The organism is Pseudomonas frederiksbergensis (genome assembly GCF_003732275.1).
GTDB classification, from domain to species: Bacteria; Pseudomonadota; Gammaproteobacteria; order Pseudomonadales; family Pseudomonadaceae; genus Aquipseudomonas; species Aquipseudomonas frederiksbergensis_H.
In genome coordinates, this window is record NZ_MOBM01000039.1 from 270,686 (window position 1) to 295,318 (window position 24,633).

Genomic DNA, 24,633 nt, shown 5'->3' on the forward strand with positions numbered 1-24,633 from the left:
AAAGCAAATTCTTTGTGTTAAGGTCCGCCGCATGGCTATTAAAGAAGGTTTACGTCCTGGTGGCCGCAGCGCCAGGGTGCAAGAGTCGATTCATTCGGCAGTCCGCGCGCTCCTCGAAAAACAGGATCGCGCGAGCGTGACCGTGCCGCAAATCGCTGCCCGGGCCGGGGTGACGCCGTCGACCATTTACCGACGCTGGGGTGATCTGTCCTCGCTACTGGCCGACGTCGCCCTCGCCCGCATGCGCCCCGACAGCGAACCGGCCAACACCGGCAGCCTGCGCGGTGACGTGCGGGCCTGGGCGGAGCAGTATCTGGACGAGATGAGTTCCGAACCCGGGCGGAACATGATGCGCGACGTGCAATCCAGCGCCACGCCGGGCTATTGCGTGACGATCATTGGCGGGCAGTTGGAGACGATTCTGAATCGCTATCCCGAGCAGCCGAAGCCAAGTGTCGATCGACTGATCAATATGGTGGTGGCGCCGACGGTGTTTCGCATCCTGTTTGCAGCGCAGGCGCTGGAGGTTGAAGAGCTGCATCGGTTGATTGATATTGCGTTGAGTCAGTGAGGCCGCTATCGCGAGCAGGCTCGCTCCCACAGTTGATCTTCAATAGACACATAAATAGTGACCGGCATGGATCCAATGTGGGAGCGAGCCTGCTCGCGATGAAGCCCACACAGGCACCAAAGATCTGACGGTCTCCCAACCTGCGACACCCCACCACGCCACGACCTTGGTCGACACTGACTAACTCAAGCGGTCATGCGAGACTGTCCTGACCGGGCGGAGTCCCGGATGTCTTTTGTCTGGAGTTCCCATGTCGCTGTCCATCGGGCTGATCGCCACCGTCGCCCTGGCCTATATGGCCATCCTGTTCGCTATCGCCTTTTATGGCGACCGTCGCAGCACACCGTTGCCGCCACGGGTGCGTGCCTGGGTGTACAGCCTGTCGCTGGCCGTTTATTGCACCAGTTGGACCTTCTTTGGTGCCGTGGGCCAGGCGGCCGAACAACTCTGGTCATTCCTGCCGATCTACCTCGGGCCGATCCTGCTGCTGGTGTGCGCGCCGTGGGTCCTGCAAAAAATGGTGATGATCAGCAAGCAGGAAAACATCACCTCCATCGCCGACTTCATTGCCGCCCGCTACGGCAAATCCCAGTCGCTGGCGGTGGTGGTGGCGCTGATCTGTCTGGTCGGCGTGCTGCCGTACATCGCCTTGCAGCTCAAGGGCATCGTGCTGGGGGTGAACCTGCTGATCGGCGCCGGTGCCGACGCCATGGGCACGCGCGCGCAGGACACGGCGCTGATCGTATCCTTGGTGCTGGCGCTGTTCACCATCGTCTTCGGTACCCGCAACCTTGACGCCACGGAACACCACCGCGGCATGGTGCTGGCAATCGCCTTTGAATCGCTGGTCAAGCTGTTCGCGTTTCTCGCGGTCGGCGCATTCGTGACCTACGGCCTGTACGACGGTTTCGACGACCTGTTCGACCAGGCCATGCTCGCCCCGCGCCTCGAAGCGTACTGGAAAGAAACCATCAACTGGCCGTCCATGGTGGTGCAAACCGGTGTAGCGATGATGGCTATCATTTGTCTGCCCCGGCAGTTCCATGTGACCGTGGTGGAAAACATCGAGCCCCAGGATCTGCGTCTGGCCAAGTGGGTGTTCCCGGCCTATCTGGCGCTGGCGGCATTGTTTGTCGTGCCGATCGCGCTGGCCGGCCAGATGATGCTGCCCAGTTCGGTACTGCCGGACTCATTCGTCATCAGCCTGCCCCTGGCCCAATCTCACCCTGCCTTGGCGATGCTGGCGTTTATCGGCGGTGCTTCGGCGGCGACCGGCATGGTGATCGTGGCCAGCGTGGCGCTGTCGACCATGCTTTCCAACGACATGTTGCTGCCCTGGTTACTGCGGCGTAACAACGCCGAGCGACCGTTCGAAGTGTTCCGCCAGTGGATGCTTTCGGTGCGGCGGGTGAGCATCGTGGTCATTCTGCTGTTGGCCTATGTCAGTTATCGACTGCTGGGCTCTACCGCAAGCCTGGCAACCATCGGCCAGATCGCCTTCGCCGCCGTGACCCAACTGGCCCCGGCCATGCTCGGTGCGCTGTACTGGAAACAGGCTAACCGTCGTGGTGTATTCGCCGGGCTGGCAGCCGGGACATTCCTCTGGTTCTACACCCTGGTGTTGCCAATCGCCGCCAACAGTCTTGGCTTGCCGCTGAGCAGTTTTCCGGGCCTGGCCTGGTTGCAAGGCAACCCGTTGAATCTGCCGATCACCCCGCTGACTCAAGGCGTGGTGCTGTCTCTGGCGGGCAACTTCACCTTGTTCGCCTGGGTCTCGTTACTGTCACGCACGCGGGTTTCGGAGCACTGGCAGGCCGGCCGCTTCATCGGCCAGGAAATCAGCGCCCGCCCGAGCGCCCGTTCGATGCTGGCGGTACAGATCAACGACTTGCTGCAACTGGCCGCCCGTTTTGTCGGCGAAGAACGCGCTCGTCAGAGCTTCATCCGTTTCGCCTACCGTCAGGGCAAAGGCTTCAATCCGAACCAGAACGCGGACGGTGAATGGATCGCCCATACCGAACGCTTGCTGGCTGGTGTACTCGGCGCATCTTCGACCCGGGCAGTGGTAAAAGCCGCCATCGAAGGTCGGGAAATGCAACTTGAGGATGTCGTGCGAATCGCCGACGAAACTTCAGAGGTGCTGCAGTTCAACCGCGCCCTGCTGCAAGGCGCCATCGAGAACATCACCCAAGGCATCAGCGTGGTCGACCAGTCGCTGAAGCTGGTGGCCTGGAACCGGCGCTACCTTGAGTTATTCAACTACCCCGACGGTTTGATCAGCGTTGGCCGGCCGATTGCCGACATCATTCGCTACAACGCCGAGCGCGGCCTGTGCGGCCCCGGTGAGGCGGAAGTGCATGTCGCCCGTCGCTTGCACTGGATGCGTCAGGGCCGGGCCCATACCTCCGAGCGGTTATTCCCCAATGGTCGAGTGATCGAGCTGATCGGTAACCCGATGCCCGGCGGCGGTTTCGTCATGAGTTTCACCGACATCACCGCGTTCCGCGAGGCCGAGCAGGCGCTGACCGAAGCGAACGAAGGCCTCGAGCAACGGGTCACCGAACGGACCCATGAGCTGTCGCAACTCAACGTTGCCCTGACCGAAGCCAAGGGCACCGCCGAATCGGCCAATCAGTCGAAAACCCGTTTCCTGGCCGCCGTCAGCCATGACTTGATGCAGCCGCTGAATGCTGCACGGCTGTTCTCTGCCGCCCTCTCCCACCAGGAAGAAAACTTATCCGGTGAAGCCCGGAAACTGGTTCATCACCTGGACAGTTCACTGCGCTCGGCCGAGGACCTGATCAGCGACCTGCTGGACATTTCTCGCCTGGAAAACGGCAAGATCAACCCTGATCGCAAGCCCTTCATGCTCAATGAGTTATTCCATACGTTAGGCGCCGAGTTCAAGGCTCTGGCGCAGGAACAGGGGCTGAAATTCCGGGTCCGGGGCAGCGCGTTACGGGTCGACAGTGACATCAAACTGCTGCGACGGATTTTGCAGAACTTCCTGACCAATGCCTTCCGCTACGCCAAAGGCCCCGTGCTGCTCGGCGTTCGACGGCGCAATGGCGAGCTGTGTCTGGAGGTCTGGGACCGTGGACCGGGCATTCCGGAAGACAAACTGCAGGTGATTTTCGAAGAGTTCAAACGCCTCGACAGCCACCAGACCCGGGCCGAGAAAGGCCTGGGCCTGGGCCTGGCGATTGCCGATGGGCTCTGTCGTGTGCTGGGTCATACCTTGCGCGTGCGCTCCTGGCCGGGTCGCGGCAGTGTGTTCAGTGTCAGTGTGCCGCTGGCTCGGGCACAAACCGCGGCGCCGGCCAAGGCTGCCGAACTCAATGGTCATGTGCCCAGCGGCGCGCAGGTGCTGTGTATCGATAATGAAGACAGCATTTTGATTGGCATGAACAGTTTGCTCACACGTTGGGGTTGCCAGGTCTGGACCGCGCGCAACCGTGATGAATGCGCGACGCTGCTCGGCGACGGGATGCGTCCGCAATTGGCGCTGGTGGATTACCACTTGGACGATGGCGAGACGGGAACCGAGTTGATGGCGTGGTTGCGTACGCAACTGGGCGAACCGGTGCCGGGGGTGGTGATCAGTGCCGATGGACGGCCAGAGACGGTAGCCCAAGTGCATGCGGCGGGCCTGGATTACCTGGCCAAACCGGTGAAACCGGCGGCGTTGCGAGCGCTGTTGAGTCGGCATTTGCCGTTGTAGGGTGATGATTGAGGTCTGTGTTGCCTTCGAAAAGATCGCAGCCTTCGGCAGCTCCTACAGGATCGGGTTTCCACGCGGTCAATGTAGGAGCTGCCGAAGGCTGCGATCTTTTGCTCTTTATTCGGGTAACTCGGCCAAGCCATCGACATCCGTCATCGCCCGCTCCAGCAGGTCCGCCGGCAAGCTCTTGCTGGCCCGCGCCCCAAGCAACTTGAGCTGTTCGCTGCGACTGACCAGGTTGCCGCGGCCTTCTGTCAGCTTATTGCGTGCAGAGCTGTAGGCCTTGTCCAGTTGCTGCAGGCGATTGCCGACCTCGTCCAGATCCTGAATGAACAACACGAACTTGTCGTATAGCCAACCGGCGCGCTCGGCGATTTCCCGGGCGTTCTGGCTCTGGCGCTCCTGCTTCCACAGGCTGTCGATGACCCGCAAAGTGGCCAGCAACGTGGTCGGGCTGACAATCACGATATTGCGGTCGAATGCCTCCTGAAACAGCGTCGGCTCAGCCTGCAACGCCGCAGAAAACGCCGCTTCGATCGGGACGAAAAGCAGAACGAAATCCAGGCTGTGCAAACCGTCGAGCCGCTTGTAGTCCTTGCCGGCCAGGCCTTTGACGTGACTGCGCAGGGACAGCACATGCTGCTTGATGGCGATCTGGCCGATGGCGTCGTCCTCGGCCGCCACATATTGCTGATAAGCCGTGAGGCTGACCTTGGAATCGACCACGACCTGCTTGTCGCCGGGCAGGTAGATAATCACATCCGGCTGGAAGCGCTCACCGTCCGGCCCCTTGAGATTGACCTGGGTCTGGTACTCACGCCCCTTCTCCAGCCCCGCATGCTCAAGCACCCGCTCGAGAATCAGTTCGCCCCAGTTGCCTTGGGTTTTCTGCCCTTTCAAGGCCCGCGTCAGGTTGGTGGCTTCGTCGCTCAGGCGCAGGTTCAGTTGTTGCAGCCGTTCCAGTTCCTTGGCCAGGGAAAAGCGCTCGCGGGCTTCAGCCTGATAGCTTTCCTCGACGCGTTTTTCGAACGACTGGATACGTTCCTTCAACGGATCGAGCAACTGCCCCAAACGCTGCTGACTGGTTTCGGCAAAACGCTGCTCACGTTCGTCGAAGATTTTGCCCGCCAACTCGGCGAATTGCGCGCGCAGCTCGTCTCGCGAGCCTTGAAGGTCGTTGAGGCGCTGCTGATGGCTTTCCTGCTGCTCACGCAGCTCGGCATTGAGGGAGGCGGCCTGCGCGTCGAGGCGGCGCAACTCAGCCTCTTTGCCAGCGCGTTCGATGTTCCAGGCGTGGGCCGCGTCGCGGGCGTCGTCGCGTTCGATCTGGAGCAGTTCGACTTCACGGCGCACGGCGGCCAGATCGGCCTGTTTGGCGGCGTTGGCCTGGCTCAGGTCGGCGATTTCATCACGGCAGGTGTCAAGCTGAGCATTCAAGCCGTCCTGCGTCAGTTGGGCGATGGCAAGGCGCTCTTCCAGCAGCGCCAGCTCGGCCTGCCCCGCACTCGCCCGACGCTGAAGCTGCCAGGCCAATACCAGTAACGGCAGTCCAGCGCCCGCCAGACCCAGCAATGCGCTGGTCAAGTCCATCGCCATAGCCACTCCTGCCGATTAGATAAAGCGTGAAGGTTAACCAAGGCGTCAGGTCTTGGACAGCTCAGTCTTCGGTCAGGCCCAGTTCCTGTAGTGCGCGTCGGTCGCCCGCACGCGCGGCCAGACGCAACAGTTCCTGGCCAATGCGACGATCACGGGCATTACCGCATTCGCGGCACATCAGCTGGCCGAGACGGCTTTGCGCGGCCACCACGCCTTCACGGGCAGGCTGCTTGAGCAAGCGTCCGGCAAAGTGTTTGACGTTGGCGTTTTCGCCCAGGCGCGGGCTGTCCAGCAGCCACTCGGCCACGCGCATCGAAAAGCGCTTGGGAGGGGTAACACTGGGGGATGTTGAGGGAGTAGAGACTGATACTGAGCGAAACTTCATAAAGCACTGTGGGGCAGATCGGAAGGCGCGCCACTCTACTCTTTTTTTCGTACAGGTAAAGTCGAAAAAAGCCTGCACGCCCGTCCTAGAGCAAGCGCTTGGGACAATCCACAGAAGCTGTGGATAACTCAGTGGACAACCGCCTTTGAACTCGCGCAAAGCCCTGTGGAATGGGGCTCGCAGTCAAACTGACGATTTTTTCACCAGTAAAAAAAAGCGATGTTTTTCATTGACTTAAATTTTCGTTACAGGCACCCACTCCCGTTGAAGCAAGGATGACAGTGGGATGACAGTCCGCGCAACTTATGTGCACAAGTACCTGCGAGGCGGTTATATCGATGCGCTTTTTCGGCGCGTTTTTCCGCAAAGTCTTGGGATAAACCCGGGCAACCCGCTCTACAGATTGATCCTGGCTCGATCGTCTTCTCGGATCAACGGTCGGGTTCCGGGCTATTACGGGGCGCGGGGTCTGCCGGTGGTTCTTCCGATCACTCAACCGGGACTGGTCGGCAGGCACTCCAGCGATCTTTTTTGCGAACAGGCTTCCCTTCAGCCATTCAATCCGTTAGTATCCGCGGCGTTAGTACCAAGCTGAAAGTCAATTCTGGTCGAACAAATCCCCCCGGTCAGCCTTCTCCAAGAGAAGCCTCTACCGACAAAGCGGGATCGACCACCTCGATGGTTTCCAGGTAAATCTTGCGCCAACACAGCCTTTGAATCGAAAGCGAAGGGTGTTGCGAAGCTCACTTACTCTGACCGAACCAACCTGCAAATTGATCAGGATCTTCACCCCGGGCCCAGAACCTTTGCCCTTGCTGTGTTGCCTGCCCTCCTAAGTACCTACCTGCCAGCCCAAGCGCGCCAATTTATCAGCGCTTCAAACTGGCTGCTTTGTTCCAGTCGGGTTCTTCGTTCGACCAATGGTGGTCGTCGTCACTGGAACGTTTTAACTTTGCACGGCTCTTATCCGTGTCGCTTGTAGGAACACCAATTATGTCCACTCAAATCCACACTCAGGATGCCATTCGCACCCTAACCAACGCTTTTGCTCCAATGAACTGCCTGATCATGGCCGCTCGCAAAGGCTGTTTCAGCTTCACTCTGGTCAATGAACACGGCATCGCTCGTCACAGCGAACGCCTGTACCCCGATCAATACTCCAGCGCAGAACCGCTGCAGGCTGTGATCGAACGTACTCGCCAGGCACTGGTTGCCTGAGACGCCAGAAAGGCTGAAAACCTCAAAAGCCCTGCTGAAAAGCGGGGCTTTTTATTGCCCGATATTTCTTATTTCGTGGTCTACGGCTAAGCACCAACCGATATAACGGTTATAACTCGAAGCCGGAAATATTTTAAAAACAGTCCTTTACAGCGAAATAATGACACTACACTTCAACTCAAGCGGCTTGATCCGCTTCCGGCGAGCCTGAATCGATCATTGCTGCCAAGGCCCCCTTCAGGTATCGCCGACCACTTCAGGTTTCGAGGGCTTTATGGGTATCGCTGCCAGCGAACTATGTCGTTATGTGATCCGTCCGACATTGATCTATCTCGGACGCCATAGCGCAACTGCAGAATCCCTGCTGCTGGGCATCGCCGCCAGTCAGTCAGCCCTTGGTTCCGCCCTGCATGACCGCCGTGGACACGGTTTGTATCGAATCGCCGAGCCCCGCCACCAAGCCCTTTGGGATCACTACCTGGCCCTGGACCCCGATAGGGCGAGCCTGGTTCGCGGCCTCGCCAGCCAGCATGCTTTTCTTAGCGGGCCGCATCTGGAATTGACCGTCAACCTGCGTTACGCCACTGCCATCGCCTGGCTGCTGATAGAAGAACAGAACACTCCTCTCCCCGCTTCCGATGACCTCTTGGGAATGGCCCGAATCTGGCGCCAGACTTTCCAGCCCCAAGGTCGTCTGAGAGATTTCACCTACGCCTGGCACACCTGTGTTTCATCGTTGAATCAGGTCGCCTGCTGACCCACCCTTTTCCGAAAATCGCACAACTTGTCGCGATTCTGGTCGGATTGTCCTACAAAACCGCTCTAACTCAAGCGATACAGGCTATAGCGCCCGGACGAAAATGTTGGTAATTTTCGCCCCGGTGATCACCAGGAGTTCTAATAATGAAAAAAGTAATGCTCAAAACCACCCTTAGCCTCGCCGTTGCCTTGGCATCCACCCAGATCTTCGCAAGTGGCTTTGCCATCAACGAACAAAGCATCAGCGGGATGGGCACAGGTTTTGCCGGGCGATCTTCTTCTGCCGACGACGCAAGCACCATTTTCGGCAACCCTGCCGGCATGTCTCGCCTCAAGCGCGAACAAGTGACCGGCGGCGCTGCACTGCTCGACGCACACACTGACATCAGCCACGCCAGCTCCAGCCCGAACAGCGGCAGCAACGATGGCGACATGGTTCCCTTCATCGCCGTGCCGATGGGTTACTACGTCAAGCCAATCGATGACCATTGGGCATTCGGCATTGGCATGTACGCCCCGTTCGGCCTGGTGACCGACTATGAGAACGGCTTTGCCGGCCGTTACTTCGGCAGCAAGAGCGAAGTAAAAATCGTAACCCTGCAGCCAACCGTCAGCTATGCCTTCAACGACAAGGTGTCGATCGGTTTCGGTCCGACCATCAACCGCATTGACGGCACCCTGGAATCGAACCTGTCGATCACCCAGGCCGCGCCGGACGGCAAGGTCAAGATCAAGGGCGACGACACCGCGCTGGGCTACAACATCGGCGTGCTGGTTCAAGCCACCGACAGTACGCGCGTCGGCCTGACCTATCATTCGAAAGTGAAGTACAAGCTCGAAGGTGATACCAAGGTTAACTACAACGTCCTCGCGGCCGTGGGTCAGAACCCAAGCCAGAAGTACGATGCTTCGCTGGACCTGACGACGCCTGAGTCGGTGGACTTCTCGCTCACTCATCAACTCGATGACAAGTGGACCCTCTACGCAGGTAGCACCTGGACTCGCTGGAGCCGCCTGAAAGAAATCACCGTCGAAAACAAAGGCGTTCCGGGCATCCTGAATGGCCAGTTCGGCACCATCACCGAAGAACAGAACTGGCACGACACCTGGGCTCACGCCATCGGCGCGTCCTACCAGCTGAACAAGGAATGGGTGCTGCGTACCGGCCTGTCTTTCGACCAGGCACCGACCAATAACGTCGACCGTTCCCCGCGCATTCCGACAGGCGATCGCAAGATTTTCAGCCTGGGCGCCGGCTGGAGCCCGACCGACGACCTGACCATCGACTTGGCGTACTCGTACCTGCGAGAAGAGTCGGTCAAGGTCAACAACAGCAACAACCGTGGCCAGACCTACAACGCCAAGTATGAAAACTGGGCGAACGGTTTCGGTGTAGGCGCGACCTACCGTTTCTGATGATTCACGGCGAGCTTGGCTCGCTCGCCGCCTGAATTGAAAAAGCCCCGCGCTCTTGTACAGAGGCGGGGCTTTTTAGTGCGCGTCGATCAAGGTTCCGAGGCCAGGGCTTTCTCCACCGCCTCGATGAACTCGGGATTGTCAGGTTTGGTCAGGCTGGAAAAATTGGCGATCACCTTGCCTTGGCGATCGACCACGTACTTGTAGAAATTCCACTTCGGCGAACTGCTTTGTTCAGCGAGAACCTTGAACAAATGCGTTGCGTCATCGCCGCGGACTTTCTGCGGTTCGGTCATGGTGAAAGTGACGCCGTAGTTCACGTAACAGACTTTGGCAGTCTCTGCGCCATCTTTGGACTCTTGTTTGAAGTCATTGGATGGAACACCAATCACCTCAAGCCCTTGATCCTTGTAACGCTGATACAGCGCCTCAAGGCCTTTGAACTGTGGGGCGAAGCCACAGAAACTCGCGGTATTGACCACCACCAGCGGCTTGCCGGCGAAGCGCTGGCACAGATCGATGGATTCCTTGGCACGCAGCTTGGGCAATGAGCCTTGTAACAACTCCGGGCATTCTGCCGCCTGGACCAACCCGGTAAAAGCCGCCAGCAACGCGGGGACTGCAAGCCAGCGCATCAGCATGTCGGTGCATCCTTGAACAATCGTCAGAAAACGAAATTACTCGCCTTCGCCGCTCGCTAGCAAGCACCCATGCCCAACTGCATCAATGCCAAACCACCCTGACGCCAGCCCCACCACGCCAGGGCCAGCAGCAGTACACCGATAGCGATTACAGCCATCCGCGGCCAGAGACTGTTCATGCGGCACTCATCCGGGTTTGCAGACGTGCCACCGGCTGCTCGCGCACCGGCCAGTTCAGGGCTGCGGCCACCAGACTCAAGAGAATCGCCACTTGCCAGATCAAGTCATAACTCCCGGTTCGGTCATACACCACCCCACCCAACCAGCCGCCGAGGAACGAGCCGAGCTGATGGAAGAGGAAAACGATCCCACCGAGCATGGACAAATTTCGTACACCGAACAAGGTCGCCACCGTGCCGTTGGTCAAGGGCACCGTCGACAACCAGAGAAATCCCATGGCCATGCCGAACAAATAAGCCGTGACCTGGGTGACCGGTGCCCAGAGGAACAGCACAATCACCACCGCCCGCAACAGATACAGACCGGTGAGCAAACGCGGCTTGGACATCCGCCCGCCGAGCCAGCCTGCTGTGTAGGTGCCGAAGATATTGAACAACCCGATCAGCGCCAGCACCGTGGTGCCGACGGAGGCTGGCAAGTGTTGGTCCACCAGATAGGCCGGCAAGTGCACGCCAATGAACACCACCTGAAAACCGCAGACAAAGAAGCCGAACGCCAACAGCCAGAATCCTGAATGGGAACAGGCTTCACGCAGCGCTTCAGAGAGGGTTTGCTCGTGCCCGAGAACCGGCAGCGGCTTGTCCTTGAGCATGCTCACCAGCGGCACGATCAGCGCCACCACCAGGCCCAACACCAGCAATGCCGCAGACCAGCCAAGCCAGCCGATCAGCCCCAGTGTGCCGGGCAACATGGCGAATTGACCGAAAGAACCGGCGGCACTGGCGATCCCCATGCCCATGCTGCGTTTTTCCGGTGGCACGGCACGGCCGACCACGCCGAGGATCACCGAGAACGAGGTGCCGGACAGACCGATACCGATCAACAGCCCGGCGCTCAAGGACAAGGTCACCGCCGAATCGGACAGCCCCATGAACACCAGGCCCAAGGCGTACAGAACACCACCGATCAACACCACCTTCGCGGCGCCAAAGCGGTCGGCCATTGCGCCGGTAAACGGCTGCGCCAGGCCCCAGATCAGGTTCTGCAAAGCAATGGCGAAGGCAAACACTTCGCGCCCCCAGCCGAACTCGGCACTCATGGGCGCCAGAAACAGCCCGAAGCCGTGTCGCACACCCAGGGATAATGCCAAGATCAGCGCACTTCCCAACAGAACCCAACCGCATGTACGCCACATTGATGTCATTCTTATTCTCCGGTAGCGGGTATATACCCGCTTAAGATCGAACAAACCGGCCTCAAGCCAGTTCGTCCAGCAATTTCAGCAAGGTTTCACGCTTCTCGGCACCCAGACGGTCAATCAACCGCTGCTGCGCCGCTTCCCAGGCCGGCAAGGCCGCTGCCAGACGCTCGCGCCCGGTCTCGGTGAGCAGGACGATGCGATTGCGCATGTCCTCGCCCTCGACCAGCGTCACCAGACCTTCACCTTCCAGCACCCGCAGATTACGTCCGAGGGTGCTGCGATCCAGGCCCATGGCTTCGGCCAGCGACGAGATGCTCGGCTGATCCAGACGCTGCAGATTGCACAGCAGAGAATACTGGGCAACGTTGATCCCGAAGCCGTCGAGGGCGCCGTCGTAATGCCTGCTGACGCCACGAGCGGCGCGACGCAGGTTGGTACACAAACATTGAGAAGGAAGCATAGTGCGTGTATATACCCGCGGTTAAATGAAAGCAAATTTATTGATACATATTACCTGTGGGAGCGGGCTTGCTCGCGATGGCGGCAGCACAGCCAACATTGGTATCGCCTGACACACCGCCTTCGCGAGCAAGCCCGCTCCCACATGGGCAAGCCTCGCTCGGGATTCAGAGCAGCGCCAATCCCGCCAGCAGTGCCACTTCCAGCAATTCCACCAACGCCCCGGCAGTGTCGCCAGTCGTGCCGCCTAATCGCCGAATCATGACTTGCCGCAACCAGACAAACACCACAGCAGCCAGCGCAAGCGCCCATACAGCGCTGAGGCCCGCGATCAACACACCAGCCACGGCACTGATCACCAACACCTGTTTCCCGGCCAAACGCGGCAGATGGTCGGCCAGCGCTTGCCCCAATCCACCAGGACGCACGTAAGGTGTGGTGAGGAATAATCCCAACAGCGCGCTGCGAGCAATCAGTGGAACGATGATCAGGACTACGCTGTGCTGCTGCTCGATCAACGCCTGCAACGCGGCGAATTTGAGCAGCAACACCAACACCAGCGTCACCACGGCGATCGGCCCGCTGCGCGGGTCTTTCATAATCGTCAGGGTGCGTTCACGGTCGCCGTAACCGCCGAGCCACGCATCGGCGCTGTCGGCCAGGCCATCCAGGTGCAACGCGCCGCTGAGCACGACCCAAACGCTCAGCAGCAACGCGGCGTGAAGCAATAATGGCGCGCCCAGCAATAGCCCGTTCAGCCCCCACAGAACTGCGCCGAACAGCAAACCAACCAGCGGATAAAACAGTAGCGACCGGCCCAGTTCCTCGGGCGTCGGCATGCCCGGCAGACGAATCGGCAGGCTGCTCAAAAATTGCAGGGCGATCCAGAACGGCAACATGGTCAGATCGCTTCCCTTAATGAGACGCCGGATTCGACCGACAACGAGAACAACGCGCCATGGCCAACTTCAACGTTGAGCAACTGCTCACGCGGCAATCCACGCGCTTGAGCCAGCAACAAACGCATGACGCCACCATGGCTGATCAACAAGATTCGCTCACCCGCATAGGCCGCGTGCAGCCGTTCGATGGCCGCCAACACCCGCGTTGAAAAGTCCGCCACCGGCTCACCCTCGGGCGGCGTGAACGAATAAGGATCGGCCCAGAACAAGCCCAACGCCTCAGCGCTGGTTTCCATCAGCGCCGCCGCGCTCTGCCCTTCCCAGGCGCCGAAGTGCAGCTCTTGCAGATCCTTTTCCAGCTGCACCGGCAAACCCAGTTGCGCCCCAAGTTCTTGCGCAAAGCGTGCGCAACGCTGCAACGGCGAACTGACCAGTCGATCCCAGGGCCCCTGCTCGATCACCGCGGCATGCATTTGCTCCCAGCCCTTGCCGGTCAGCGCATCGTCGAGGCTGCCGCGCAAACCGCCGCCGAGTTCGGTTTCGCCATGGCGCAACAGGTCTAGGCGCAAGTTCATGCCGGGCGATCCGCCACCGCGGCTTCCGCGAACGTCGCCATCTGCCCGTGCAGGTCGCAGGCCAGACGCAGCAATGGCACGGCCAATGCCGCACCACTGCCCTCGCCCAGTCGCAGACCGAGGTCCAGCAACGGTTCGGCGTTCAGGGTTTCGAGCACATGGCGATGACCCGGCTCGGCGCCGCGATGACCGAACAGCAACCACTCACGGCAGGCCGGATTCAAACGCACCGCTACCAGCGCGGCGACACTGCAAATAAACCCGTCGACCAACACCGCGATACCTTCCTGAGCACAGGCCAGGTACGCGCCGACCAGCGCAGCAATTTCGAAACCGCCGAGGTTGAACAGGGTCTGCAACGCATCGCCCCGTTGAGCGCTGTGCAACGCCAAGGCGCGTTCGATGACCTGGGCTTTATGGCTGACACCCGCCGCGTTCAAACCGGTGCCCGGCCCGGCCAGATGCACCACCGGGCAATCGAGTAACACGCAGGCTAACGCGCTGGCCGCGGTGGTGTTGCCGATGCCCATTTCGCCACCGATGAACAACTGCGCGCCGGCTGCGATGGCGCGTTGCACACTGTCACGGCCAGCCTGCAAGGCGAGTTCGCCCTGGGCCTGAGTCATTGCCGCCCCTTGGACGAAATTCGCCGTGCCCGGGCCGATGTTCAGGTGACGCACACCCGGCAGATTCAACGACGGCGTGACGGTGCCGAGATCGACCACTTCCAGGGAAGCACCCAACTGCCGCGCCAACACGCTGATCGCTGCGCCGCCGCTGACAAAGTTGAGCAGCATCTGCCCGGTGACTTCCTGCGGAAACGCCGACACTCCTTCAGCAACCACACCATGATCACCGGCAAAAATCGCGATCCACAGCTGATCGAGCGTCGGCTTGACCTGCCCCTGCAAACCGGCCAATTGTACCGCCACCGATTCGAGCTGGCCGAGCGAGCCGGCAGGCTTGGTCAGTTGCTGTTGACGCGCCTGCGCCTGTTCGACCGCTTGCGCGTCGATTGGCTTGCATGGATTCAGCCACCAGGAGTGAGTCATAACGCAGTTCCTTTCAAAGTCAGGGGCAGGCCGGCGACGGTCAGGACGACTCGCTGACAGCGCTCGGCCAAGGCTTGATGCAGCCAACCGGCTTCATCGACATAGCGGCGAGTCAATTCGCCCAGCGGTACGACACCCATCCCGGTCTCGTTGCTGACAAAAATGATTTCACCCGGCAATGACGCCAGGCAGTCCAGCAAAGCTTCGCGTTCGGCCGACAAGCGCTCAGCATCGTCTAGCATCAGCAGATTGGTCAGCCACAGCGTCAGGCAATCCACCAGCAAGCAATGATCGGCACTGGCGGTTTCGCGCAGCACGCGGGCCAGTTCCAGCGGTTCTTCGATCAACGCCCATTCGGCCGGACGACGGGCGCGATGATGGGCCACCCGTTCGTTCATTTCACCGTCCAGAGGCTGGCTGGTGGCGATGTAAGTGACTTGAAGCTGACTGTCTGTCGCCAGTTTTTCAGCCAGGCGACTTTTGCCGGAGCGGGCGCCGCCGAGGATCAGTTGCAGCATGGTCATCAACCTTCTAATTGCTGGTGTAGCGACGTACCCCATCGCGAGCAGGCTCGCTCCCACAAGTTGACCGCGTTCCAATGTGGGAGCGAGCCTGCTCGCGATGGCGGTCTCGAAATCACCTCAAAAACCACAGAGCTCCCGCAACAACCCGGTATCCAGATGCTTCTCCACCAGATCCGCCAGCCGTTCGATATCGCGCTCGCGCAACCCGTGGTAATCCACCTCCTGCACATCCTGCAACCCGGCCCAGCGCAACAGCGCACTGCACGCCGCCGGTGATTCGAACAGGCCATGCAGATACGTACCGAAAATCTGCCCATCGACACTTTGCGCGCCATCGCAGCGACCATCGTCGAGCTGCACCGCGGCGTTTTCCAGCGCCGGCCCGGTGGTCACGCCGGCATGAATTTCATAGCCGCTGACCTCCGCGTCCTCCAGCGCCAGGCGCCCACGCACATTGCGCAACTGCTTCTCTTCTTCAAGCTGCGTTTCGAACGCCAGCAAGCCCAAACCGGCACTGGAACCCGGCGCGCCTTCAAGGCCCAGCGGGTCATGCACCTGCTCGCCGAGCATTTGCAGACCGCCGCAGATACCCAGCACTTTTCCGCCGTAGCGCAAGTGCCGCGAGATAGCCGCGTCCCAGCCGTTGGCACGCAGGTACGCAAGGTCGCTGCGCACGCTTTTCGAGCCGGGAAGAATGATCAGGTCAGCCGGCGAAATTGCCTGACCGGGGCCGATGAATTGCAGGTCCACTTGCGGATGCAGGCGCAGCGGATCGAAATCGGTGTGGTTGCTGATGCGCGGCAGTACCGGCACCACCACGTTGAGCACTTGATCAGCCTTGTCGGTCTGACGCTGATCGAGGCCGTCCTCGGCCTCAAGATGCAGGTCCATTACATACGGCAAAACGCCGATCACCGGTTTTCCGGTGCGCGCCTCCAGCCAATCCAGCCCCGGTTGCAGCAAGGTGATGTCGCCGCGAAAACGGTTGATGATGAAGCCTTTGACCCGTGCCTGCTCGCTGGGCGACAGCAGCTCCAGCGTACCGACCAAATGCGCGAAAACTCCGCCGCGATTGATGTCGGCAATCAGCACCACCGGGCAATCCACCGCCTCGGCAAACCCCATATTGGCGATGTCGCCGGCGCGCAGGTTGATCTCTGCCGGCGAACCCGCCCCTTCGACCATCACCACCGGATACGCCGAGCTCAAACGTTCATGAGAGGCCAGCACCGCTTGCATGGCGATGGCCTTGTAGTCGTGATAAGCGACGGCGTTCATGGTGGTGACTGCGCGACCATGAATGATCACTTGGGCGCCGGTATCGCTATTGGGTTTGAGCAGCACGGGGTTCATGTCGGTGTGCGGTTCGAGGTTGGCCGCTTGGGCCTGCACCGCTTGAGCACGGCCAATCTCGCCACCGTCGGCGGTCACCGCACTGTTGAGCGCCATATTCTGTGGTTTGAACGGCACGACACTCACGCCCTGACGCGTGACCCAGCGACACAGCGCCGTCACCAGTGTGCTTTTACCGGCGTCCGATGTCGTGCCTTGCACCATCAACGTAGTCATTGCGCTTCCTTAACGTAGGCTTCAAGCGCTTGCTCGAGACGCAGCCAATCCGCTTCATCGGCGGGCAAGCCAAACCGCACGCTGCTGTTGTGAGTAAACAACCGCAGCAGAATGCCGCGCCGGGCCATGAACTCATGCAACGCTTCGGCACGCTCGGTGATCAGCCATTGAAACAATGCGCAGCCACCCTGAGGTTTGAAACCGTACTGCTCAAGCAGCAACGCCAGACGCTCGCCGGCCTCGTCAGTGCGAATGCGCTGCCGAGTGTGCCCGTCCGTATCCGTCAGGCACGCCTGGCCCAGTACTCGGGTCGGACCGCTGACCGCCCAAGGCCCGACCTGTTCGGCCAGCAGCTTGAGCAACTTGCGCTCGGCCAGCACAAACCCCAGTCGCACACCGGCCAGGCCGAAAAATTTGCCGAAGGAGCGCAGCACGATCAAGCCGATCTGATTGGCGAATGGCGCCAGACTCAAATGCGGGGTGTTGTCCATGAACGCCTCGTCCACCACCAGCCAGCCACCACGCTGGGCCAACCGCGCATGCCAATCCAGCAGGCGAGCCGGGGTCAGGCTCAACCCCGTGGGATTGTTCGGGTTCACCACCACCAGCACATCGAGGCTGTCGAGAAAGAAATCGACTTCCGACTCCAGCACTTCACGCACGATGTAACCGTTGCGACGCCAGGCTTCGGCGTGTTCGGCGTAACACGGCGACAACACGCCGACCTTGCCGGCCCGGCGCAAACGCGGCAGCAACTGGATCGCCATTTGCGAACCCGCCACCGGCAACACCTGAGCCGCACCGTAATAGTCACAGGCAGCCTGCTCCAGACCGTCATCGGTTTCCGGCAACCGCGCCCAGGCCCGCAGCGGGATCTCCGGGACCGGGAACGGCCAGGGTGCCAGGCCACTGGACAGGTCGAGCCAATCGGCTTCGGCGATACCGTATTCAAGCGCCGCCTTGCGCAAGCGGCCACCGTGCTCAAGCATAGAACTCAGCCCCCACGCATAGAATCAGCAGCCATAACCATACCCCGCGCTGGACCAATTGCCAGCCACGGTCGATGGAATCGGCATCCGCCGGCACGCCTTCGCCCAATGGCGGACGCTGATGCAGTTCACCGTGATAAATCGCCGCCCCGCCCAACTCGACCCCCAGCGCACCGGCACCGGCCGCCATCACCGGCCCGGCATTCGGGCTGTCCCAGGTCGGGCCCTGGGTACGCCAGCACTTCAGCGCCAGTCGGGTTTTGCCCAGCAGCGCGTAGGTCAACGCCACCAGGCGTGCAGGAATGTAGTTCAGAACATCATCAATCTTCGCTGCCGCCCAACCGAAACGTTCGAAGCGTTCGTTGCGATAACCCCACATCGCATCGAGGGTGTTGCTCAGGCGATAGAGCACCACGCCGGGCGCCCCCGCCACGGCAAACCAGAACAGCGCGGCGAATACCGCATCGCTGCCGTTCTCCAGCACCGACTCAGTGGCGGCGCGGGCGACTTCGGTTTCATCCAGCTCGCTGGTCTGACGGCTGACCAGATAGCCAACGCGCCTGCGCGCCTCGATCAGATCATCACTGCGCAGGGCCTTGGCCACTGGTTCGACATGCTCACCGAGACTGCGCATGCCGAGGGCGCAATAGAGCACGAGAATCTCGACGATCCAGCCAACGTAAGGCGCCCAGGAAAGTGCGGTGGCCAGCAAGGTCAGCGGCACGACCGCCATCACCCAGGCCGTAACGCCATGACTGCGCCAGCCGCGGCCACCGGAGTTGAAACGTTGCTCGATGCGATCGGCAAAACGACCGAACGCCACCAGCGGATGCCAGCGTTTGGGCTCACCCAGCAGCGCATCCAGCGCGACCGCGGCGACACACAACAACGCCACACTCATTGACTCACTCCCCAATAATTTTCATACAGCAACTCGCTCAGTGGACGCGCCTGCGCCCAGCCTTCGAGTACCAACATCGGCACCGGATAGAATTCCTTGACCGGCCCCAGGCAAAGAACGGCCAAAGGCTTGGCCCCGCTCGGTAAACCCAGCAAGTCCGCCAGCGCTTTCGGCTCGAACAATGACACCCAGCCCATGCCCAGGCCTTCGGCGCGGGACGCGAGCCAAAGGTTCTGGATGGCACAGGACAATGAGGCCATGTCCATTTCCGGCAATGTACGACGGCCGAAGATATGCCGCTCACGATCGTCCATCAGCGCGGCGACCAGCACCTCGGCGCAGTCGTTGATGCCTTCGACCTTGAGCTTCATGAATTCGTCGGAGCGTTCGCCGAGGGCTTCGGCCGTGCGGATGCGTTCTTCTTCCACCAGCTGCTGGATCTTGCCGCGCAGTGCCCGGTCGCTGATGCGAATGAAACGCCAGGGCTGCATCAGGCCGACACTCGGCGCTTGGTGCGCGGCTTCGAGCAGACGACGTAGTAGTTCGGGCTCGACCGTGCCGCCGCTGAAGTGCCGCATGTCACGGCGCTCTGCAATCGCGCGATAAACAGCTTCGCGTTCGGCCTGGCTGAATGCGTTATCCGTCATGGCCTCTTCGCGAGCAGGCTCGCTCCCACAGTGGACCGCGTTTCTTCAGACAACACACTTTCTAATGTGGGAGCGGGCTTGCTCGCGAAGGCGGCCTCAGGGTCAGGCACAAACAGCGCAGCAATCGCCGATGGATTGGACGGAAAATAGAAATGCACATAGGAGGCCGTCATCCGCCCCTCGCGATAAACCGCCTCCGCCCCTCGCCCGCCATTTGGACTCAGCCCACGAGCAATCGGCTCAAGTTCGGTGCTGGTCAGCGAGTGGTGATAGGTGTGCCCACGCAGCAAACCTTCCGGCAATTCGACCGCCTGCAAGGCCAACGCGGCAAGACGCTTCTGCATCACTGCATCACCGGCCAGCAAGCCGACCAGTTCAGCGCGCATGCCCTCGACATCGGTCAAGGAATCCAGCAAATACAGCATACCGCCACACTCAGCCAGCAACGGTTTGCCCGCTGCGTGGTGAGCGCGGATCGCGGTCAGCATCGGCGTGTTTTGCGACAATGCCACATGGTGCAGTTCAGGGTAACCGCCCGGCAGATAAAGGCTGTCTGCCTCCGGTAGCCCGGTGTCGCGGATCGGCGAAAAGAAAGACAATTCGGCGCCCATGGCCCGCAGCAGATCCAGGCTCGCGCCGTAGGTAAACGCGAAAGCTTCGTCCCGGGCCACGGCAATCCGCACACCGGCCAGCAATGGTTCGGTTGCGATCATTTCAGGCGCGGCGAATTCCACGGCCGGCGGTAGAGCCACATCGCAACTACTGGCCAGTGAGTCGGCCGCCGCATCGAGACGCAGGTCGAGATCATTCAACTCGCTGGCCTGAACCAGACCGAGATGCCGACTCGGCAATTCGATCCCGGTCTCTCGGGACAACGCGCCGTACCAGCGCAAACCTTCAGTCAGGCTGCCTTCGAGCAACTGCGCATGGCGCACGGTGCCGACCCGGTTGGCCAACACACCGGCAAACGGCAAGTCCGGCTGATAGCGTGCAAGGCCCAGGGCCAGCGCGCCAAACGTCTGCGCCATGGCGGTGCCGTCGATCACGCCGAGCACCGGCACACCGAAGTGCCGCGCCAGATCGGCGCTGGACGGCGTACCGTCGAACAGCCCCATGACGCCTTCGATGAGGATCAGATCGGCTTCGCCAGCTGCCTCCCACAATAGACGCCGACTTTCTTGCTCGCCGACCATCCACATGTCGAGTTGATAGACCGGTGCACCGCTGGCGCGCTCGAGAATCATCGGGTCGAGAAAATCCGGGCCGCATTTGAACACGCGAACCTTGCGCCCCTGATTGCGATGCAATCGAGCGAGCGCGGCGGTGACGGTGGTCTTGCCCTGACCGGAGGCCGGCGCGGCAATCAGTACCGCCGGGCATTGACGATGGCTATTCATAAAGTGCAGTTCACAACTCGACGCCTTTTTGCGCTTTGATTCCGGCCTGGAAGGCGTGCTTGATCATGCCCATTTCAGTGACGGTGTCGGCCAGCTCGATCATCTCCGGTTTGGCACCCCGACCGGTGACCACCACATGTTGCATCGGCGGACGGGCCTGCAAGTCGCTGAGCACCTGATCGAGATCGAGGTAGCCGTGCTTGAGGGCGATGTTCAATTCATCGAGCACCACCAGGCCAATGGCCGGATCACGCAGCAGTTCGCGAGACACCGCCCACGCGGCTTCGGCGGCGGCGATGTCACGTTGGCGGTCCTGGGTTTCCCAGGTGAAGCCCTCGCCCATCACATGAAAACGCACTTGCTCCGGGAAGCGCCGGAAGAACAGCTCCTCACCGGTGCTGGTGCGCCCCTTGATGAACTGCACCACGCCGCACTGCATGCCGTGGCCCATCGACCGTGCAAGCATGCCGAACGCCGAGCTGCTCTTGCCTTTGCCGTTGCCGGACAGCACCAGCAGCAAACCGCATTCATTCGGCGAGTTGGCGATGCGTTCGTCGATCACGGCTTTTTTGCGCAGCATGCGCGCCAGATGGCGTTCGTCACGATCGGGGGTATCAGTCATGGGGGAGCTCTCCGTTGAGGCTGGATAACGGCGGGCAGGCACAAGAATAGACGGCAAGAAGCCTGGCATCGCCCACCGTGATGCCGTTGGATGAATCAGGCCGGTCTCCGGGCTCATGAGCGGCTTGCGCCTGACTGCGCGCCTTCCCATGTCGACAGTCGACACAGTGGCTCAAGACGCAGCTTTTACTCATTTACCGTTGCGGGGGCAGCGCCGGGATTGTGATCATTCTTCGTGGGAAGAAATTCACTCACCGGTTTCCCTGTTTCACTCTGTCGACCAAGGTCACAGAGCACCTGAAACAAGCCGCGAAGGTTAGAGGGTTGGGGGGGGAGCGTCAATTAAAGCCGGGGCGCCACTGAGCGAATAACTGCCGTCGATCAATTAACTGGTCATCCAGGGATCGCCGTATTGTTCAAGGAAGCCCACGGTTGACGGGTTGAACCATCGAACGTCTACGCTTCTCTATGATTACGTCAATGCATTCATAGGGAAGATCAGTAATGCGCAAACCCCAACTCGTTCTCATCATCGCGCTCGCTGGAGGGCTCGCCGCCTGTGGTGAAACCTCCAGCCTGCAAGTCTCGGACGGCACCGGACCGTCGCCCAAGCTGCCAGAACCGAATAAAACCCTGATCCCGACGGTGAACATCGCCCCGGCGATCGGCTGGCCTGAAGGCAAGAAACCCGTCGCCGCGACCGGGACTCAAGTGGCGGCGTTTGCCGAAGGCCTCGATCATCCGCGCTGGCTCTATGTGCTGCCCAACGGCGATGTGCTGGTAGCCGAAACCAACGCACCACCCAAACCCGATGATGGCAAAGGCATTCGTGGCTGGGTCATGGGCAAAGTCATGGGCCGCGCCGGTGCCGGCATCCCCAGCCCGAACCGCATCACCTTGCTGCGGGATAAGGACCACGACGGCGTCGCCGAAACCCGCACGGTGTTCCTGGAAAACCTCAACTCGCCCTTCGGCATGACCCTGGTCGGCAATGACTTGTATGTCGCCGACACTGATCGCCTGCTGAGCTTCCGCTATGAAAACGGCGAGACGGCGATCAAGTCGCAGCCAATCAAGGTGGTCGATCTGCCGGGCGGCACGCTGAATCATCACTGGACCAAAAATGTCATCGCCAGCAAGGATGGCAGCAAGCTGTACGTCACCGTGGGGTCGAACAGCAACGTCGGTGAAAACGGCATGGATCAGGAGGAAGGCCGCGCAGCAATCTGGGAAGTGGATCGCGCCACCGGCAATCATCGGATCTTCGCCTCGGGGATTCGTAATCCAAACGGCCTGGCCTGGGAGCCTCAGAGCGGCGCACTGTGGACCGCCGTCAACGAGCGCGACGAAATCGGCAGCGACTTGGTGCCGGACTACATCACATCCGTGAAGGACGGCGGGTTCTACGGTTGGCCTTACAGCTATTACGGCCAGCACGTCGACATTCGCGTCGAGCCGCAAAACCCTGAGCTGGTGGCCAAGGCGATTGCACCGGACTACGCGGTGGGGCCACATACCGCGTCACTGGGCCTGACGTTTGCCGAAGGCAGCAAACTGCCCGCGCCGTTCACTCAAGGTGCCTTCATCGGCCAGCACGGCTCGTGGAACCGCAAGCCACACAGTGGCTACAAAGTGATTTTCGTGCCGTTCAGCGCCGGCAAACCGACCGGGCAGCCGGTGGATGTGCTCACTGGCTTCCTCAATGACGAGGAAAAAGCCATGGGCCGGCCGGTGGGCGTGGTGATCGATCAGCAAGGAGGCTTGCTGGTGGCAGATGATGTCGGGAATAAGGTGTGGCGCGTTTCCGCAGCTAAGTAAATGTCAAAAGATCGCAGCCTTCGGCAGCTCCTACAGGGTGTACGTCATCCCAATGTAGGAGCTCTCGCAGGCTGCGATCTTTTCCGGCAGACGCCTACATCCGCTATGGATTATGTGCCAAGTGCTCGGGTTGCAAGACGCGTTTGGCGCTCAGATAGGCTTTCTGCCAGTAAGCTTTGGACAAGCTGTCCAGCTTGACCGTGCCGCCCGTAGCTGGCGCATGGACAAAGCGGCCTTCGCCGACGTAGATCCCGGCGTGACTGACCTGGGAGCCGCCATTGGTGGCGAAGAAAATCAGGTCGCCGGTTTGCAGGCCTTCCTTGCCGATATCGGGGGCCTGCATGCCGATCATCTCGCGGGTGGAGCGCGGCAAGGAAATGCCTGCGACATCGCGATACACGTAACCGATCAGACCGCTGCAATCGAACCCGGAATCCGGCGTGTTGCCACCCCAGCGATAAGGCGTCCCAACCAGACCCAGTGCGCGAAACAGCACGTCTTCTGCCGCAGGGGAAAAGGCTTGGGAAGGACCGAAAACAATCGGAGCGCGGACCACCGGCGCAGGTGGCGGTGGGCGGCTGGCGCAGGCGCTGAGCAGCGCTGCAAAGAACATGAGTGCGAGGCGGGCCGACATCGTCATAAACAGAACATCCTGATCTGGCTGCGGCTTTTTCCACCGAGAAGGCAGAAAAGAAAACCGCCTGCGTAGAACGCAGGCGGTTTGCCATCAATAATAGATCAGGATTCTAGCGGCTACGCGGCAAACTTCAAGTAAGACTTTAAGTTCGCCTTACAAACTGTCCGCTTACTTGCGTGCCGTGACGATAGCCGGGGCCGCAGTCGGCGCCATCGCGAGTGCGCGCTTGGCTTCGATGAAGGTCTTGTTCCAGTAGCTGTCGCCCAGGCTATCAATCCGGACACCACCGCTTTTGCGGCTGCTGGAGTGGATGAACTGGTTGTCACCCAGGTAGATCCCGGCGTGACTGACACGACCGCGACGACCATTGGTGGCGAAGAACAGCAGGTCACCCGGCTTGAGGGCGCTGCGAGCAACCAGAGGAGCGTCAACGTTGATCATTTCGCGGGTGGAGCGCGGCAGGTTCATGCCGGCCTCTTCACGAAACAGATAACCGATGAAGCCGCTGCAGTCGAAACCAGCCTCGGAGGTGCCGCCGAAACGGTAACGGGTACCGATCAGGGACATGCCACGTTCGAGGATGCTGTCGGCCAGAACCGGAAGCTGGTACGACTTGCCGCCGGCGAAGTCTGCCAGTTCTTTATTGGTGGCCAGCTCTTCCTGGAAAAGAACGGAAGAAGACTGCGCGGTAACTGAATTTGAAACCTGCTGTTGTGGCGCTTGCTGGGACACTGGAGAGTGAGCAGCGCAACCGAACAACAGGGTGACGAGTGCGAGAGGCACGAGGGGTGCGAAGCGATTTAGCATGGGCACGACCGTGGCTGATAGTTTCTAAAGAAGCCGCGACTATGCCC

Annotated in this window: 24 protein-coding genes and 1 riboswitch; of the genes, 6 read left to right on the forward strand and 18 right to left on the reverse strand. The window is 60.5% G+C overall.

Annotated elements, in window-relative coordinates:
* The first annotated feature begins 31 nt into the window (after positions 1-31).
* Together BK662_RS27245 and BK662_RS27250 are read left to right on the forward strand one after the other, a co-directional pair.
* Positions 32-571: a TetR/AcrR family transcriptional regulator gene (locus tag BK662_RS27245; RefSeq protein ID WP_123360129.1), complete on the forward strand. Its 540-nt coding sequence runs from the start codon at positions 32-34 to the stop codon at positions 569-571.
* Between the two features lie 250 nt (positions 572-821).
* Complete coding sequence (locus BK662_RS27250; RefSeq protein WP_123360130.1) at positions 822-4,292, forward strand: hybrid sensor histidine kinase/response regulator; 3,471 nt, start codon at positions 822-824, stop codon at positions 4,290-4,292.
* A gap of 117 nt (positions 4,293-4,409) precedes the next feature.
* Here the strand turns inward: BK662_RS27250 and BK662_RS27255 are convergent, their stop codons facing one another.
* Complete coding sequence (locus BK662_RS27255; RefSeq protein WP_185047204.1) at positions 4,410-5,774, reverse strand: DNA recombination protein RmuC; 1,365 nt, start codon at positions 5,772-5,774, stop codon at positions 4,410-4,412.
* Positions 5,775-5,949: 175 nt separating this feature from the next.
* On the reverse strand, positions 5,950-6,273 hold the full coding sequence (locus tag BK662_RS27260) for an SEL1-like repeat protein (protein WP_123360132.1): 324 nt from the start codon (positions 6,271-6,273) through the stop codon (positions 5,950-5,952).
* Positions 6,274-7,266: 993 nt separating this feature from the next.
* Here BK662_RS27260 and BK662_RS27270 point away from each other — a divergent pair.
* From BK662_RS27270 to BK662_RS27280, 3 genes are all read left to right on the forward strand, one after another.
* Positions 7,267-7,491: a hypothetical protein gene (locus BK662_RS27270; RefSeq protein ID WP_007898912.1), complete on the forward strand. Its 225-nt coding sequence runs from the start codon at positions 7,267-7,269 to the stop codon at positions 7,489-7,491.
* 274 nt (positions 7,492-7,765) lie between these two features.
* Complete coding sequence (locus BK662_RS27275; RefSeq protein ID WP_123360133.1) at positions 7,766-8,248, forward strand: hypothetical protein; 483 nt, start codon at positions 7,766-7,768, stop codon at positions 8,246-8,248.
* A gap of 146 nt (positions 8,249-8,394) precedes the next feature.
* Positions 8,395-9,666 carry an OmpP1/FadL family transporter gene (locus tag BK662_RS27280; protein ID WP_123360134.1) on the forward strand — a complete coding sequence of 424 codons (1,272 nt, stop codon included), beginning with the start codon at positions 8,395-8,397 and terminating at the stop codon, positions 9,664-9,666.
* An 89-nt stretch (positions 9,667-9,755) separates the two neighbouring features.
* On the opposite strand, the gene BK662_RS27285 is transcribed toward BK662_RS27280, so the two are convergent.
* From BK662_RS27285 to cobO, 14 genes are all read right to left on the reverse strand, one after another.
* Positions 9,756-10,307, reverse strand: coding sequence for a glutathione peroxidase (locus tag BK662_RS27285; protein ID WP_123360135.1), 552 nt, complete (start codon positions 10,305-10,307; stop codon positions 9,756-9,758).
* Between the two features lie 56 nt (positions 10,308-10,363).
* Positions 10,364-10,486 (reverse strand): hypothetical protein, encoded by a 123-nt coding sequence (locus BK662_RS35570; RefSeq protein WP_256580749.1) that lies wholly within the window; start codon positions 10,484-10,486, stop codon positions 10,364-10,366.
* Positions 10,483-11,691 (reverse strand): MFS transporter, encoded by a 1,209-nt coding sequence (locus BK662_RS27290; RefSeq protein ID WP_123360136.1) that lies wholly within the window; start codon positions 11,689-11,691, stop codon positions 10,483-10,485. The genes BK662_RS35570 and BK662_RS27290 overlap by 4 nt, the downstream gene beginning before the upstream one ends.
* Before the next feature lie 52 nt (positions 11,692-11,743).
* Positions 11,744-12,148 carry a MarR family winged helix-turn-helix transcriptional regulator gene (locus tag BK662_RS27295; RefSeq protein WP_048394362.1) on the reverse strand — a complete coding sequence of 135 codons (405 nt, stop codon included), beginning with the start codon at positions 12,146-12,148 and terminating at the stop codon, positions 11,744-11,746.
* Positions 12,149-12,314: 166 nt separating this feature from the next.
* Entirely contained in the window at positions 12,315-13,046 is a 732-nt protein-coding gene (locus BK662_RS27305; RefSeq protein WP_123360137.1) for an adenosylcobinamide-GDP ribazoletransferase, read from the reverse strand.
* Positions 13,047-13,048: 2 nt separating this feature from the next.
* Entirely contained in the window at positions 13,049-13,624 is a 576-nt protein-coding gene (gene cobC, locus BK662_RS27310; RefSeq protein ID WP_123360138.1) for an alpha-ribazole phosphatase family protein, read from the reverse strand.
* A complete protein-coding gene (cobT, locus tag BK662_RS27315) occupies positions 13,621-14,676 on the reverse strand; it encodes a nicotinate-nucleotide--dimethylbenzimidazole phosphoribosyltransferase (RefSeq protein ID WP_123360139.1) in 1,056 nt (351 codons plus the stop codon). The genes cobC and cobT overlap by 4 nt, the downstream gene beginning before the upstream one ends.
* Complete coding sequence (gene cobU / locus BK662_RS27320; protein ID WP_123360140.1) at positions 14,673-15,194, reverse strand: bifunctional adenosylcobinamide kinase/adenosylcobinamide-phosphate guanylyltransferase; 522 nt, start codon at positions 15,192-15,194, stop codon at positions 14,673-14,675. The genes cobT and cobU overlap by 4 nt, the downstream gene beginning before the upstream one ends.
* 123 nt (positions 15,195-15,317) lie before the next feature.
* On the reverse strand, positions 15,318-16,769 hold the full coding sequence (locus BK662_RS27325) for a cobyric acid synthase (protein ID WP_123360141.1): 1,452 nt from the start codon (positions 16,767-16,769) through the stop codon (positions 15,318-15,320).
* Positions 16,766-17,758: a threonine-phosphate decarboxylase CobD gene (gene cobD / locus BK662_RS27330; RefSeq protein WP_123360142.1), complete on the reverse strand. Its 993-nt coding sequence runs from the start codon at positions 17,756-17,758 to the stop codon at positions 16,766-16,768. Before cobD ends, BK662_RS27325 begins: the two co-directional genes overlap by 4 nt.
* On the reverse strand, positions 17,751-18,659 hold the full coding sequence (gene cbiB, locus BK662_RS27335) for an adenosylcobinamide-phosphate synthase CbiB (protein WP_123360143.1): 909 nt from the start codon (positions 18,657-18,659) through the stop codon (positions 17,751-17,753). Before cbiB ends, cobD begins: the two co-directional genes overlap by 8 nt.
* Positions 18,656-19,306 carry a 5,6-dimethylbenzimidazole synthase gene (bluB, locus tag BK662_RS27340; protein ID WP_123360144.1) on the reverse strand — a complete coding sequence of 217 codons (651 nt, stop codon included), beginning with the start codon at positions 19,304-19,306 and terminating at the stop codon, positions 18,656-18,658. Before bluB ends, cbiB begins: the two co-directional genes overlap by 4 nt.
* The gene (locus BK662_RS27345; protein WP_123360145.1) at positions 19,303-20,703 is read right to left on the reverse strand and encodes a cobyrinic acid a,c-diamide synthase CobB; all 1,401 of its coding nucleotides are present in this window, start codon (positions 20,701-20,703) and stop codon (positions 19,303-19,305) included. The genes bluB and BK662_RS27345 overlap by 4 nt, the downstream gene beginning before the upstream one ends.
* A gap of 10 nt (positions 20,704-20,713) precedes the next feature.
* Positions 20,714-21,325, reverse strand: a complete 612-nt coding sequence (gene cobO, locus BK662_RS27350; RefSeq protein ID WP_008071512.1) for a cob(I)yrinic acid a,c-diamide adenosyltransferase — start codon at positions 21,323-21,325, stop codon at positions 20,714-20,716.
* An 81-nt stretch (positions 21,326-21,406) separates the two neighbouring features.
* Positions 21,407-21,640: riboswitch (cobalamin riboswitch) on the reverse strand.
* 188 nt (positions 21,641-21,828) lie between these two features.
* On the opposite strand from cobO, the gene BK662_RS27355 reads away from it, so the two are divergent.
* Entirely contained in the window at positions 21,829-23,142 is a 1,314-nt protein-coding gene (locus BK662_RS27355; RefSeq protein WP_123360146.1) for a PQQ-dependent sugar dehydrogenase, read from the forward strand.
* A 103-nt stretch (positions 23,143-23,245) separates the two neighbouring features.
* On the opposite strand, the gene BK662_RS27360 is transcribed toward BK662_RS27355, so the two are convergent.
* Together BK662_RS27360 and BK662_RS27365 are read right to left on the reverse strand one after the other, a co-directional pair.
* The gene (locus BK662_RS27360; protein ID WP_123360147.1) at positions 23,246-23,782 is read right to left on the reverse strand and encodes a C40 family peptidase; all 537 of its coding nucleotides are present in this window, start codon (positions 23,780-23,782) and stop codon (positions 23,246-23,248) included.
* A 165-nt stretch (positions 23,783-23,947) separates the two neighbouring features.
* Positions 23,948-24,586 carry a C40 family peptidase gene (locus BK662_RS27365; RefSeq protein ID WP_123360148.1) on the reverse strand — a complete coding sequence of 213 codons (639 nt, stop codon included), beginning with the start codon at positions 24,584-24,586 and terminating at the stop codon, positions 23,948-23,950.
* Between the last annotated feature and the right edge of the window lie 47 nt (positions 24,587-24,633).

Excerpts from the sequence above, each read along its gene's own strand:
- BK662_RS27245 (WP_123360129.1), top strand. The coding sequence starts at position 32 with ATGGCTATTAAAGAAGGTTTACGTCCTGGTGGCCGCAGCGCCAGGGTG.
- BK662_RS27250 (WP_123360130.1), top strand. The coding sequence starts at position 822 with ATGTCGCTGTCCATCGGGCTGATCGCCACCGTCGCCCTGGCCTATATG.
- BK662_RS27260 (WP_123360132.1), bottom strand. The coding sequence starts at position 6,273 with ATGAAGTTTCGCTCAGTATCAGTCTCTACTCCCTCAACATCCCCCAGT.
- BK662_RS27270 (WP_007898912.1), top strand. The coding sequence starts at position 7,267 with ATGTCCACTCAAATCCACACTCAGGATGCCATTCGCACCCTAACCAAC.
- BK662_RS27275 (WP_123360133.1), top strand. The coding sequence starts at position 7,766 with ATGGGTATCGCTGCCAGCGAACTATGTCGTTATGTGATCCGTCCGACA.
- BK662_RS27280 (WP_123360134.1), top strand. The coding sequence starts at position 8,395 with ATGAAAAAAGTAATGCTCAAAACCACCCTTAGCCTCGCCGTTGCCTTG.
- BK662_RS27285 (WP_123360135.1), bottom strand. The coding sequence starts at position 10,307 with ATGCTGATGCGCTGGCTTGCAGTCCCCGCGTTGCTGGCGGCTTTTACC.
- BK662_RS35570 (WP_256580749.1), bottom strand. The coding sequence starts at position 10,486 with ATGAACAGTCTCTGGCCGCGGATGGCTGTAATCGCTATCGGTGTACTG.
- BK662_RS27290 (WP_123360136.1), bottom strand. The coding sequence starts at position 11,691 with ATGACATCAATGTGGCGTACATGCGGTTGGGTTCTGTTGGGAAGTGCG.
- BK662_RS27295 (WP_048394362.1), bottom strand. The coding sequence starts at position 12,148 with ATGCTTCCTTCTCAATGTTTGTGTACCAACCTGCGTCGCGCCGCTCGT.
- BK662_RS27305 (WP_123360137.1), bottom strand. The coding sequence starts at position 13,046 with ATGTTGCCGTTCTGGATCGCCCTGCAATTTTTGAGCAGCCTGCCGATT.
- cobC (WP_123360138.1), bottom strand. The coding sequence starts at position 13,624 with ATGAACTTGCGCCTAGACCTGTTGCGCCATGGCGAAACCGAACTCGGC.
- cobT (WP_123360139.1), bottom strand. The coding sequence starts at position 14,676 with ATGACTCACTCCTGGTGGCTGAATCCATGCAAGCCAATCGACGCGCAA.
- cobU (WP_123360140.1), bottom strand. The coding sequence starts at position 15,194 with ATGCTGCAACTGATCCTCGGCGGCGCCCGCTCCGGCAAAAGTCGCCTG.
- BK662_RS27325 (WP_123360141.1), bottom strand. The coding sequence starts at position 16,769 with ATGACTACGTTGATGGTGCAAGGCACGACATCGGACGCCGGTAAAAGC.
- cobD (WP_123360142.1), bottom strand. The coding sequence starts at position 17,758 with ATGCTTGAGCACGGTGGCCGCTTGCGCAAGGCGGCGCTTGAATACGGT.
- cbiB (WP_123360143.1), bottom strand. The coding sequence starts at position 18,659 with ATGAGTGTGGCGTTGTTGTGTGTCGCCGCGGTCGCGCTGGATGCGCTG.
- bluB (WP_123360144.1), bottom strand. The coding sequence starts at position 19,306 with ATGACGGATAACGCATTCAGCCAGGCCGAACGCGAAGCTGTTTATCGC.
- BK662_RS27345 (WP_123360145.1), bottom strand. The coding sequence starts at position 20,703 with ATGAATAGCCATCGTCAATGCCCGGCGGTACTGATTGCCGCGCCGGCC.
- cobO (WP_008071512.1), bottom strand. The coding sequence starts at position 21,325 with ATGACTGATACCCCCGATCGTGACGAACGCCATCTGGCGCGCATGCTG.
- BK662_RS27355 (WP_123360146.1), top strand. The coding sequence starts at position 21,829 with ATGCGCAAACCCCAACTCGTTCTCATCATCGCGCTCGCTGGAGGGCTC.
- BK662_RS27360 (WP_123360147.1), bottom strand. The coding sequence starts at position 23,782 with ATGACGATGTCGGCCCGCCTCGCACTCATGTTCTTTGCAGCGCTGCTC.
- BK662_RS27365 (WP_123360148.1), bottom strand. The coding sequence starts at position 24,586 with ATGCTAAATCGCTTCGCACCCCTCGTGCCTCTCGCACTCGTCACCCTG.